The sequence below is a fragment of the Paenibacillus sp. MT124 genome, assembly GCF_058792755.1.
This window is the reverse complement of sequence record NZ_CM179500.1, coordinates 5084992-5097669: the sequence shown is the minus strand read 5'-3', so window position 1 is coordinate 5097669 and position 12678 is coordinate 5084992. Positions and strand designations below refer to the sequence as shown.

General features: G+C 48.8%; 6 protein-coding genes, 9 tRNA genes and 3 rRNA genes. All 18 read left to right on the top strand.

All coding sequences use genetic code 11. From position 1 onward, the window contains the following. Positions 1–32 precede the first annotated feature (32 nt). The gene (gene ilvE, locus AC3RCI_RS23040) at positions 33–917 is read left to right on the top strand and encodes a branched-chain-amino-acid transaminase (RefSeq protein ID WP_095293327.1); all 885 of its coding nucleotides are present in this window, start codon (positions 33–35) and stop codon (positions 915–917) included. A gap of 193 nt (positions 918–1110) precedes the next feature. Next, on the top strand, positions 1111–2721 hold the full coding sequence (locus tag AC3RCI_RS23035; protein WP_336782721.1) for a LysM peptidoglycan-binding domain-containing protein: 1611 nt from the start codon (positions 1111–1113) through the stop codon (positions 2719–2721). Positions 2722–3283: 562 nt separating this feature from the next. Continuing rightward, positions 3284–4835 (top strand): 16S ribosomal RNA (locus AC3RCI_RS23030). A gap of 333 nt (positions 4836–5168) precedes the next feature. Next, positions 5169–8095 (top strand): 23S ribosomal RNA (locus AC3RCI_RS23025). Between the two features lie 184 nt (positions 8096–8279). After that, positions 8280–8396, top strand: a 5S ribosomal RNA gene (gene rrf / locus AC3RCI_RS23020). The 16S, 23S and 5S rRNA genes sit together here with 9 tRNA genes alongside, the layout of an rRNA operon. An 82-nt stretch (positions 8397–8478) precedes the next feature. Then, positions 8479–8554, top strand: a tRNA-Asn gene (locus tag AC3RCI_RS23015). Between the two features lie 4 nt (positions 8555–8558). Continuing rightward, positions 8559–8630: transfer RNA gene (locus AC3RCI_RS23010), tRNA-Glu, on the top strand. Positions 8631–8637: 7 nt separating this feature from the next. Then, a tRNA-Val gene (locus AC3RCI_RS23005) sits at positions 8638–8713 on the top strand. 17 nt (positions 8714–8730) lie between these two features. Then, positions 8731–8804 (top strand) — tRNA-Met (locus AC3RCI_RS23000). A 27-nt stretch (positions 8805–8831) separates the two neighbouring features. Next, positions 8832–8909, top strand: a tRNA-Asp gene (locus tag AC3RCI_RS22995). A 126-nt stretch (positions 8910–9035) separates the two neighbouring features. Beyond that, a tRNA-Gly gene (locus AC3RCI_RS22990) sits at positions 9036–9110 on the top strand. A gap of 8 nt (positions 9111–9118) precedes the next feature. Continuing rightward, positions 9119–9195: transfer RNA gene (locus AC3RCI_RS22985), tRNA-Arg, on the top strand. A gap of 15 nt (positions 9196–9210) precedes the next feature. Further along, positions 9211–9289, top strand: a tRNA-Leu gene (locus AC3RCI_RS22980). Between the two features lie 8 nt (positions 9290–9297). Beyond that, positions 9298–9371, top strand: a tRNA-Pro gene (locus AC3RCI_RS22975). Positions 9372–9526: 155 nt separating this feature from the next. Further along, positions 9527–10219 carry a BofC C-terminal domain-containing protein gene (locus AC3RCI_RS22970; RefSeq protein ID WP_492526581.1) on the top strand — a complete coding sequence of 231 codons (693 nt, stop codon included), beginning with the start codon at positions 9527–9529 and terminating at the stop codon, positions 10217–10219. Positions 10220–10458: 239 nt separating this feature from the next. Then, on the top strand, positions 10459–10962 hold the full coding sequence (gene ruvC, locus AC3RCI_RS22965; protein ID WP_056701196.1) for a crossover junction endodeoxyribonuclease RuvC: 504 nt from the start codon (positions 10459–10461) through the stop codon (positions 10960–10962). Beyond that, positions 10959–11573, top strand: a complete 615-nt coding sequence (ruvA, locus tag AC3RCI_RS22960) for a Holliday junction branch migration protein RuvA (protein ID WP_095289470.1) — start codon at positions 10959–10961, stop codon at positions 11571–11573. Before ruvC ends, ruvA begins: the two co-directional genes overlap by 4 nt. A gap of 54 nt (positions 11574–11627) precedes the next feature. Beyond that, positions 11628–12638 carry a Holliday junction branch migration DNA helicase RuvB gene (gene ruvB / locus AC3RCI_RS22955; RefSeq protein ID WP_095289471.1) on the top strand — a complete coding sequence of 337 codons (1011 nt, stop codon included), beginning with the start codon at positions 11628–11630 and terminating at the stop codon, positions 12636–12638. Positions 12639–12678 lie beyond the last annotated feature (40 nt).

Genomic DNA, 12678 nt, shown 5'->3' with positions numbered 1-12678 from the left:
TGATTGGAAATTAAACGGAGGTGCAGTCATCCATGTCAGAACAGTGGATTTATTTGGATGGTCAATATGTAACCAAGGAGAACGCAACCGTTTCCGTGTATGATCACGGCTTTTTGTATGGGGACGGAATTTTCGAAGGTATCCGGATTTATAACGGCAATATTTTCAGATGCAAAGCGCATTTGGACCGTTTGTACGATTCGGCAAAATCGATCAGTTTGAACATTCCTTTATCCTATGATGAAATGCTAGAAGTAATGGCAGAAACAGTGCGCCGCAATGATATGCGTAACGGCTATATCCGTTTAATCGTATCTCGTGGACCAGGTAATCTGGGTCTGGATCCGCTGCGCTGCCCGAAAGCGTCTGTTATTATTATTGTAGAGCAGCTGGCAATATATCCTGAGGAAGCATATCTTACAGGGTTAAAGGCTGTATCTGTATCTCAACGCCGGAATATCCCGGATGCACTGAATCCCAAAATCAAATCATTAAATTATCTGAATAACATCCTTGTTAAAATCCAGTCCAACTATGCAGGTGTTGGCGAAGCAATCATGCTGAATTCCCAAGGATATGTTACCGAAGGATCAAGTGACAACATTTTCATTATCAAAAATGGGGTAGTCTACACACCGCCTTGTTACCTCGGAGCTCTGGAAGGTATTACGCGTCAGGCTATTATTGACCTGTGTGGGGAATTAGATCTGGAGTTAAAAGAAGTTCCGTTTACCCTGCATGATGTGTACATCGCTGACGAAGTCTTTTTCACGGGAACAGCCGCAGAAGTCATCGCTGCATATGAGGTGGATGGAAGAACAATTGGATCGGGTGTAGCTGGCCCAGTCACGTTGAGGCTGCTCGAAGCGTTCCGTCAAATTGTAGACAAAGACGGTTATAAGGTTTGGGAAGCCTAACTCTTCTAAACATATTGAAATGCAATATCCTTCTTGTCCAATAAGATCAGCATCCTACATAGGGTGCGGGTTTTGGAGGCGGGGAGGATTTTTTTTGTTTAGATGATGTCATTAGCCCAGTTTCTGCATAGGATGTAGTAACGGTATGGGCGAATGCACTGCCCAAGTAACACGTCTAGGAGGTTAGTTCCCCGTGAAAATACACATGGTGAAAAAAGGCGACACGTTATATTTACTGTCCCAAAAATATAATGTGGGCCTGGACAAAATTATTGCGGCTAATCCGCAAATTACTGATCCCGACAAGTTGGAAATCGGTATGAAAGTTAAAATTCCTGCGGAGCCTGTAACACCAAAACCGGAAGGAATACTGCACAGTCACAAAGTCCAGCAGGGTGATTCTTTATGGAAGCTGTCTCAGGCTTGGGGAGTTTCATTAAAGGATATGATCAACGCAAACCCTCAGCTGAAAAATCCGAACGCCCTGCTTGTAGGAGAGACAGTCTATATCCCGTCCCAACCTGTTCAGGGAAATACGGTTACAGGAAGCAGTGCGGGTAATGTTGCTGCTCATGAAAAGCTTTCACCTGAAGGCAAGGAATATACAGGTGTCAAAGAAGAGCCAGCACCACCAGCATCGGAAATACCTAAGGCAGTAGAAGAGACGCCAGCTCCTACACCAACACCAGCACCATTACCTGCTAATCCTGTCATGCCAAATGTGATGCCTGAATTGGAAGTGCTACCGCAGTTACCAGACCTACCTGAGGTTAAACCGGAGAAGGCGCCTGAGAAAAAAGAACAAGTGGCCCCAGCTGCTGAAGTACAGCCTTTGCCGGAAGTGCCAACATACACCATGCCTAATCTCTCTCCTGAAATTATGCCGCTACCAGTCATCCCTAATACGAAGTCGCCGTCTGTCGTTTCACCTGCGACCAAATCTCCTTGTGGCTGTGGTAAAAAACTGCATCATGCGCCGGCTGAGCATCCGTATGCTCAAATCCCTGTTCCTGTTCAAGAGGTTTATGCTGTTCCTGAATCATCACATATTGCTGGATTTAATCACAATTCTGGGTTCCCAGGGTTACCTGAAGCTACTCCTTATTCGGTAAGCCCTTCTTACCAGGGTCAATGGACAGAGAACCACAATAACTTTACGCCGAATTTGGCTCCTGAACATCAGCAGGATAATGTGTATCCAGCCGCACCCGCTGCACAAGTCAACAGCCCGTTCCCTCCATTTGTTGCAGATACACATATGAACCAGCAGCCGTTTATTTCCCCTTACTCAACACTTCCGTATCCACCTTGTGGATGTGGCGGACATATGCATAACCCGCATTACGGCCACACTGGATACAATTATCAGGATCCTGCGTGGGGAATGTATGGTTCATATGACCCGTACGGTGTACAGACGCATATGGGGCCAAACATTGCACCAAACCAGCCCGTAGAGTATGCATATCAGAATCCGTATCCTTCACAAAACATGGTGCCCCCATCTCCTCTGGGAGCTTTTGGGGAACTGTACCCAGCTCAAGGCAATGTTGGAACTAAAAAAGGCGGACGTGAAGAAGCGGATTTAAGCCAGTCCAATGTATCCGGAGAAGAAGTAACGGATGCAGGAGGAAAAACCAAGCAAGCATCTGCAAAAACCGGCACGGCAAAACGCAGAACAAGCAAATCAAGTGGTAAAAGAACATCCAAAGTGTCTGTTTCTTCTGCAAATGGAAGACGTAACTCAGAGGCAGAGAAACGTAATTTAACCAAAAAACGCCGTAATCCCTGGATACAGTCTTAGTTAATACAGACAGGATCGCAGATCCTGATTGTTAAAAAGAGGCCGGCCTAGTTGAAAGGCTGGCCTCTTGCTTTAAATAAGAGGAGGGGAATGAGGAAACGAAGGAATGTGAACTAGAAGTAAACGAAGAGTTGTAAAATAATTGTTAATTCGTTGTATCTGTGATAATATATCCATACGTTTTATTTTATCCCTATCTATATTATTTCAATTGATTTTGGTAGAGTTATTACTTATATAAAATCTATGAAATAAAAAAAAGAAAAAAGTGTTGCATTGATCTGAACGATATGTTATATTATTTAAGTCGCCGCTGAAACGCAGCGCTGACGCGAAAGAGAAACATATTAATCAAGTTTGATCTTTGAAAACTGAACAACGAGTGAGTAATCATCCTGCTTGCAGGATGAACGTGAAGGTTTTTGGTACATGTCATCTGACTGTATGAAAACTGGAACAACAATGAGATTTTTAATCTCGTCAGATTCAAAATGAGCTAATCGCTCTTTTCAATACCTCAGATGATTTTCATAGCGACTAACCGCGCTGCTGAAATTTATCTTTATTGGAGAGTTTGATCCTGGCTCAGGACGAACGCTGGCGGCATGCCTAATACATGCAAGTCGAGCGGACTTGAAGAGAAGCTTGCTTCTCTGATGGTTAGCGGCGGACGGGTGAGTAACACGTAGGCAACCTGCCCTCAAGCTTGGGACAACTACCGGAAACGGTAGCTAATACCGAATACTTGCTTCCTTCGCCTGAAGGGAGCTGGAAAGACGGAGCAATCTGTCACTTGAGGATGGGCCTGCGGCGCATTAGCTAGTTGGTGAGGTAACGGCTCACCAAGGCGACGATGCGTAGCCGACCTGAGAGGGTGATCGGCCACACTGGGACTGAGACACGGCCCAGACTCCTACGGGAGGCAGCAGTAGGGAATCTTCCGCAATGGGCGAAAGCCTGACGGAGCAATGCCGCGTGAGTGATGAAGGTTTTCGGATCGTAAAGCTCTGTTGCCAGGGAAGAACGTCCTTGAGAGTAACTGCTCAAGGAGTGACGGTACCTGAGAAGAAAGCCCCGGCTAACTACGTGCCAGCAGCCGCGGTAATACGTAGGGGGCAAGCGTTGTCCGGAATTATTGGGCGTAAAGCGCGCGCAGGCGGTCATTTAAGTCTGGTGTTTAATCCCGGGGCTCAACCCCGGATCGCACTGGAAACTGGGTGACTTGAGTGCAGAAGAGGAGAGTGGAATTCCACGTGTAGCGGTGAAATGCGTAGAGATGTGGAGGAACACCAGTGGCGAAGGCGACTCTCTGGGCTGTAACTGACGCTGAGGCGCGAAAGCGTGGGGAGCAAACAGGATTAGATACCCTGGTAGTCCACGCCGTAAACGATGAATGCTAGGTGTTAGGGGTTTCGATACCCTTGGTGCCGAAGTTAACACATTAAGCATTCCGCCTGGGGAGTACGGTCGCAAGACTGAAACTCAAAGGAATTGACGGGGACCCGCACAAGCAGTGGAGTATGTGGTTTAATTCGAAGCAACGCGAAGAACCTTACCAGGTCTTGACATCTGAATGACCGGTGCAGAGATGTACCTTTCCTTCGGGACATTCAAGACAGGTGGTGCATGGTTGTCGTCAGCTCGTGTCGTGAGATGTTGGGTTAAGTCCCGCAACGAGCGCAACCCTTGATCTTAGTTGCCAGCACTTCGGGTGGGCACTCTAAGGTGACTGCCGGTGACAAACCGGAGGAAGGTGGGGATGACGTCAAATCATCATGCCCCTTATGACCTGGGCTACACACGTACTACAATGGCCGGTACAACGGGCAGTGAAGCCGCGAGGTGGAACGAATCCTAAAAAGCCGGTCTCAGTTCGGATTGCAGGCTGCAACTCGCCTGCATGAAGTCGGAATTGCTAGTAATCGCGGATCAGCATGCCGCGGTGAATACGTTCCCGGGTCTTGTACACACCGCCCGTCACACCACGAGAGTTTATAACACCCGAAGTCGGTGGGGTAACCGCAAGGAGCCAGCCGCCGAAGGTGGGATAGATGATTGGGGTGAAGTCGTAACAAGGTAGCCGTATCGGAAGGTGCGGCTGGATCACCTCCTTTCTATGGAGAATCGTTTCCCGTAGCGGAAACATTCAAAAAGTCTTCAGGAAGTATGCTTCCGAAGCGAGCTTTACTTCGTAAAGCTTTTAACTCACTCGTTGCTCAGTTTTGAGAGCTCAAACTCTCAAACAGCTTGCTTTTGCATGGAGCTTGTTCTTTGAAAACTAGATATCGAAACGAAAATTGCGAATTAGAACATTCCTTTTAGCTGAACTTGTGTACAAACAAGTTTCAAATATTAGTGATAACTGTATGAGCGAGTGATCGAATGGAACGACTTTTGGATTTGCGCAAGCAAACCAAGGGAAGAGACACCTCGAACACGAGCGAATTGGTTAAGCTACTAAGAGCACACGGAGGATGCCTAGGCGCTAGGAGCCGATGAAGGACGTGGCGAACAACGATACTGCCTCGGGGAGCTGTAAGCAAGCTTTGATCCGGGGATGTCCGAATGGGGAAACCCAGCTGGGGTAATATCCAGTTACTCACAACTGAATACATAGGTTGTGCAGAGGCATACCAGGGGAACTGAAACATCTAAGTACCTTGAGGAAGAGAAAACAATAGTGATTCCGTCAGTAGCGGCGAGCGAACGCGGAACAGCCCAAACCAGAGAGCTTGCTCTCTGGGGTTGTGGGACGTCTCACATGGAGTTACAAAGGAACCGGTTAAACGAAGAGGTCTGGAAAGGCCCGCCAAAGAAGGTAAAAGCCCTGTAATTGAAAGTCTGTTCCCTCCGAGACGGATCCCGAGTAGTGCGGGGCACGTGAAACCCCGTATGAATCCGGCAGGACCATCTGCCAAGGCTAAATACTTCCTAGCGACCGATAGTGAAGCAGTACCGTGAGGGAAAGGTGAAAAGCACCCCGGAAGGGGAGTGAAATAGAACCTGAAACCGTGTGCTTACAAGAAGTCAGAGCCCATTTTAGGGGTGATGGCGTGCCTTTTGTAGAATGAACCGGCGAGTTACGTTCCCGTGCAAGGTTAAGGTGAAGAGCCGGAGCCGCAGCGAAAGCGAGTCTGAATAGGGCGAGTTAGTACGTGGACGTAGACCCGAAACCGGGTGATCTACCCCTGTCCAGGGTGAAGGTGCGGTAACACGCACTGGAGGCCCGAACCCACGCACGTTGAAAAGTGCGGGGATGAGGTGGGGGTAGCGGAGAAATTCCAATCGAACTCGGAGATAGCTGGTTCTCCCCGAAATAGCTTTAGGGCTAGCCTCGGAAAACAGAGTCGTGGAGGTAGAGCACTGATTGGGTGCGGGGCCCGCAAGGGTTACCAAGCTCAGTCAAACTCCGAATGCCATAGACTTACTTCCGGGAGTCAGACAGTGAGTGCTAAGATCCATTGTCAAAAGGGAAACAGCCCAGACCATCAGCTAAGGTCCCCAAGTGTGTGTTAAGTGGGAAAGGATGTGGAGTTGCACAGACAACCAGGATGTTGGCTTAGAAGCAGCCACCATTGAAAGAGTGCGTAATAGCTCACTGGTCGAGTGACTCTGCGCCGAAAATGTAACGGGGCTAAACACACCACCGAAGCTATGGCTTGATGCTTGCATCAGGGGTAGGGGAGCGTTGTATAAGGGTTGAAGGTGTACCGTAAGGAGCGCTGGACATTATACAAGTGAGAATGCCGGTATGAGTAACGAAAAGATCAGTGAGAATCTGATCCGCCGAAAGCCTAAGGGTTCCTGAGGAAGGCTCGTCCGCTCAGGGTAAGTCGGGACCTAAGGCGAGGCCGAAAGGCGTAGTCGAAGGACAACAGGTCGAAATTCCTGTACCACCGTAAATCGTTACGAGCGATGGGGGGACGCAGTAGGGTAGTGACGCAGACGGATGGATGTCTGTCCAAGCAGTAAGGCTGATGTGTAGGCAAATCCGCACATCGTAAGGCTGAGCTGTGATGGGGAGTGAAAATTACAGTAGCGAAGGTCATGATCTCACACTGCCAAGAAAAGCCTCTAGCCAGATGAAGGTGCCCGTACCGCAAACCGACACAGGTAGGCGAGAAGAGAATTCTAAGGCGCGCGGAAGAACTCTCGTTAAGGAACTCGGCAAAATGACCCCGTAACTTCGGGAGAAGGGGTGCCCCGGTAGTGTGAATAGCACGAGGGGGCCGCAGTGAAAAGGCCCAAGCGACTGTTTAGCAAAAACACAGGTCTGTGCGAAGCCGTAAGGCGAAGTATACGGGCTGACGCCTGCCCGGTGCTGGAAGGTTAAGGGGAGCGGTTAGGGAGTAATCCCGAAGCTGTGAACCGAAGCCCCAGTAAACGGCGGCCGTAACTATAACGGTCCTAAGGTAGCGAAATTCCTTGTCAGGTAAATTCTGACCCGCACGAATGGCGTAACGACTTGGGCGCTGTCTCAACGAGAGATCCGGTGAAATTTTAATACCTGTGAAGATGCAGGTTACCCGCGACAAGACGGAAAGACCCCATGGAGCTTTACTGCAGCTTGATATTGAATTTGGGTACGATCTGTACAGGATAGGTGGGAGCCTTTGAAGCATGAGCGCCAGCTTGTGTGGAGGCACCGTTGGGATACCACCCTGATCGTATCTAGGTTCTAACCTGGTGCCCTTAGCGGGTACGGGGACAGTGTCAGGTGGGCAGTTTGACTGGGGCGGTCGCCTCCTAAAGAGTAACGGAGGCGCCCAAAGGTTCCCTCAGAATGGTTGGAAATCATTCGAAGAGTGCAAAGGCATAAGGGAGCTTGACTGCGAGACCTACAAGTCGAGCAGGGACGAAAGTCGGGCTTAGTGATCCGGTGGTACCGCATGGAAGGGCCATCGCTCAACGGATAAAAGCTACCCTGGGGATAACAGGCTTATCTCCCCCAAGAGTCCACATCGACGGGGAGGTTTGGCACCTCGATGTCGGCTCATCGCATCCTGGGGCTGAAGTAGGTCCCAAGGGTTGGGCTGTTCGCCCATTAAAGCGGTACGCGAGCTGGGTTCAGAACGTCGTGAGACAGTTCGGTCCCTATCTGTCGTGGGCGTAGGAAATTTGAGAGGAGCTGTCCTTAGTACGAGAGGACCGGGATGGACGTACCGCTGGTGTACCAGTTGTTCCGCCAGGAGCACCGCTGGGTAGCTATGTACGGACGGGATAAGCGCTGAAAGCATCTAAGCGTGAAGCCCCCCTCAAGATGAGATTTCCCAGTATGTAAGACCCCTTGAAGACGACGAGGTAGATAGGCTGGGGGTGGAAGTGCAGTAATGCATGGAGCTGACCAGTACTAATCGGTCGAGGGCTTATCCAAATATGCAGGTTCTAGTCGCAAGTTTCGTTTCGGATCTAGTTTTCAGAGAATGATCTCTGAAATGAAAATCGGTACAACACTCCAATGTGTGTATGATTTTCAGTTCCACAGACGCTGAACCATTCATCCACACCGATGTGTAGGACCGAATGGAACGCGAATGCATTTGTTACACAAATGCTCGTTTGGTGGCGATGGCGGAGGGGTTCCACACGTACCCATCCCGAACACGACCGTTAAGCCCTCTAGCGCCGATGGTACTTGGACCGAAGGGTCCTGGGAGAGTAGGACGCTGCCAAGCGAACTCTTTCATCTTACATAGAAAACAGGCTTTGCATGTTAACGTTGTACGATGTTGCGTTTGCCTTGCAAATGCATATTATTCCCTGATAGCTCAGTTGGTAGAGCACTCGACTGTTAATCGAGTTGTCACAGGTTCGAGTCCTGTTCGGGGAGCCAGTAAGGCCCGTTGGTCAAGGGGTTAAGACACCTCCCTTTCACGGAGGTAACAGGGGTTCGAATCCCCTACGGGTCATAGATATGGAGGCTTAGCTCAGCTGGGAGAGCATCTGCCTTACAAGCAGAGGGTCGGGGGTTCGAGCCCCTCAGCCTCCACCATATAATTTTTATAACGACGCGGGGTGGAGCAGCCCGGTAGCTCGTCGGGCTCATAACCCGAAGGCCGCAGGTTCAAATCCTGCCCCCGCAATTATACTTTCCTAAAAGAAAGTGATTTGGAACCGTGGTGTAGTTGGCCTAACATGCCTGCCTGTCACGCAGGAGATCGCGGGTTCGAATCCCGTCGGTTCCGCCATCTTGATTATGCTTCAGGGATGAGAATCCGTTTTGGGTTCGTCGGAGCATACACTTCGAGAGCATCAGCTTCGCAGTCTCGAACGAAGTGAGAGTATCCCGTCGGTTCCGCCATTTAATACCGCATGCGGACGTGGCTCAGCGGTAGAGCATCGCCTTGCCAAGGCGAGGGTCGCGGGTTCGATTCCCGTCGTCCGCTCCAATTATTTTGCGCCCTTAGCTCAGCTGGATAGAGCGTTTGACTACGAATCAAAAGGCCGGGAGTTCGAATCTCTCAGGGCGCGCCATTATAAAACTTATTTGCCGGCGTGGCGGAATGGCAGACGCGCTCGACTCAAAATCGAGTGGGAAACCGTGGAGGTTCGAGTCCTCTCGCCGGTATAACATAACGGGATGTAGCTCAGCTTGGTAGAGCACCTGGTTTGGGACCAGGGGGTCGCATGTTCAAATCGTGTCATCCCGATCTTAAGAAGTGGACTATCTATAATAAGATAGTCCACTTTTATGTTTTCTAAAATAATGAGCAAAGTACTTTGGCTTTTCACATTGGGTTAATTTTGCATAAAGCATAACCCTTTCGGTCACACTAGGTTTAAAAAAGTGATAGAAGGGGTTCATGTGAAAACGTTTAAATTCAGAAAACAGTTTAAAAGACGATGGCGGCGTTGGAAACGAACGACATGGATGGCTGCCTCATTGGTGGCTATTACTATCCTGGCATACAGCGGGTTGTCGATTTCATCTCACATTGAGCGGTTGTTAACCACTAACTTCAGTGAGGCCACTACGGCTATGGCTCCAGTCACGGAAGAACGTTCCGAAGAAGAAGTACAAAGTATATTGGGACGGCTTGGGTCCGAGACGGATCGTTTAACTTCTGTGGTTATGGAGACGCATTATATTTGCGGAATTGAAACGGAACAATTGGGGAAAATGGCCCTACCTCAATTAAAAGTGTTACTTCAACAGCATCCGGAGTGGGAGGCTGAGGTAGTGACTACTGATACATTGCAAATTAAAAAACAAGTGGATGATCTATCTCCGCTATGCAAGGAACAGGCATATATTAGCGTGGATGCGGTTGGTAATCTTAATCTTTACGAAGGTCGACCTGCAGAAGAAAAAGTAATTCGCACTTTTTTTCAAATGGACGTCGGATCGCTGGAGAGTTCTTTGCCTGAAGGGGTACTGGAGCAGCTACAGCAAGGTATCCGTGTACAAGACAAGGATGAATATAACAGCGTGATTTCGACTTTTAGTGATTATGCCATTGATGGACCACATAAAGAAGAGCTTCGAAATGGCGGATAAATGGATAACATCCAAAGTGGTCATACTGAGAGGTAATCATGGGACATCGAGAGATGTCCTTTTTGTCGTAGTAAAAATAACCAGTCGACAAGGACAAGCATATCGTGCAGAAAAGCCAGTATGATGCCGAACCATGCACTCCTGAGATTAGACAAAGTTTTTCCTGTCGCAGGGTCTATCTTTTGTTATAATGAAATGAACGATACATATGTTCGCTTTATTGTAAGGGAGAGATGGTTTTGCGTTTTTTGGGAATAGATCCGGGGATTGCGATTGTCGGTTTTGGATTTGTGGATAAGATCGGTAGTAAAGTGGTACCCGTACAATATGGCTGCATTCAGACTGAAGCCCATACACCTGAAGAAGAACGGCTGCTTCACGTGTATGAAGGCATGGTGCAGTTGATCGATAAATATAAACCGGATGCAGTAGCACTGGAGAAGCTTTTCTTTAACAGGAATGTAACTACAGCGATGTCTGTCAGTCAGGCAAGAGGCGTCATGGTGCTTGCTGCTGCTCAGAAGGGATTGCCTATAGCGGAGTATACTCCAATGCAGATTAAACAGGCTATCGTAGGATATGGTAAGGCAGAAAAGCGGCAGGTACAGGAAATGGTCAAAATGTTTCTGCGTTTGCAGGCTATACCGAAGCCGGATGACGTAGCGGATGCTCTGGCTGTGGCTGTATGTCACGCGCACTCATATACATTAAATTCCAAGTTGAATGAGGTATTGCGAAAATGATTGATTTTCTAAGAGGACAGTTCGTACATGTAGAGAATGAATATATTGTGCTGGATGTTCATGGCGTGGGATACCGCGTATTCTGTCCAAATCCGTTTGCGTTTGCGAAGCAGGAAGGCGAGATCACGGTGTATACTCATCATCATGTGCGTGAAGACGCGATGCTGCTATTTGGGTTTGTTACACGGGAAGAACAGCGTTTGTTCCGCAAACTAATTGAAGTATCTGGTATCGGACCAAAGGTGGCACTGGGTATACTGGCCGGTGGTACGCCAGACCATGTCGTTACAGCGATCTACCAGGAGAACCTGACGTTCCTGACGAAGCTGCCGGGTATCGGCAAAAAGACAGCACAGCGCATGATTTTGGATCTGAAAGACAAGCTGGACGGGTTTGGAGCAGCGGCTTATGCTACAGGCTTGTTTGCCCCACCTTCTGAAGAAGCGGGAAGTGGATCGGCCTGGGATGAGGCTCGGGACGGTTTGAAGGCTCTCGGTTATACAGACAGTGAGCTAGATAAAGTGTGGCTGAAATTGAAAAAGGATGTTACATCGGCTGATTCTGTTGATGTGTTGATGAAACGTGCGCTGCAAATGCTGTTTACCGGATAGTTGAATTTGCATATATAATGGCAGTAGCCCGCACAAAAAAAGGTAGGGATGAACATGGATGACCGGATTATTTCCGCTAACCTGATGATGGAGGATCAGAATGTTGAGCTGAGTCTCCGTCCCCGGTATCTGAATGAATATATCGGGCAAAACAAGGTTAAGGAAAATTTGAAAATATATATTGAAGCTGCCAAATTACGCAATGAAGCATTGGATCATGTGCTGCTTTACGGTCCGCCAGGACTTGGTAAAACGACACTTGCCAATATCGTTGCCAACGAATTGGGCGTAAACTTGCGTACCACATCGGGACCGGCGATTGAACGACCGGGTGATCTGGCTGCACTGCTGACGAATCTGCAGGAAGGCGATGTTCTGTTTATTGACGAAATTCATCGTCTGCATCGTACCGTTGAAGAAGTAATGTACCCAGCGATGGAGGACTCTGCCCTTGATATTATGATCGGAAAAGGTCCAAGTGCGCGTTCCGTGCGATTGGACCTTCCACCATTCACCTTGATTGGGGCTACAACACGCGCTGGATTGCTGTCTGCACCACTTCGAGACCGGTTTGGTGTAATCAGTCGGTTGGAGTTTTATACCGTGGATGAGCTCGCTTATATCGTCTCACGATCTACGGAAATTTTGGGCGTCGAAATTGTTGGCGATGCTGCAGAAGAGATTGCTCTCCGATCACGCGGGACACCGCGAATTGCCAATCGTTTGCTAAAACGGGTACGTGACTTTGCCCAGGTAAGGGGCGATGGAATCATTACCCAGGCACTGGCTGAAGAAGCGTTGAAACGACTTCAGATTGACCCGCGCGGCTTGGACGAGATTGATCACAAGATGCTTACATCCATGATTAACAGTTTCCGCGGAGGACCCGTTGGACTGGATACGATAGCAGCTACGATTGGTGAAGAAAGTCAGACGATTGAGGATGTCTATGAGCCTTATCTTTTGCAAATCGGGATGATTCAGCGTACACCAAGAGGCAGGGTTGTTACGGATCTGGCTTATCATCATCTTGGCTTGCCTATACCACCGAGGGACGGAAAGTAAACCAGGCTCTGTAGTACTTAAAAAACCAAATTGAAGTTTT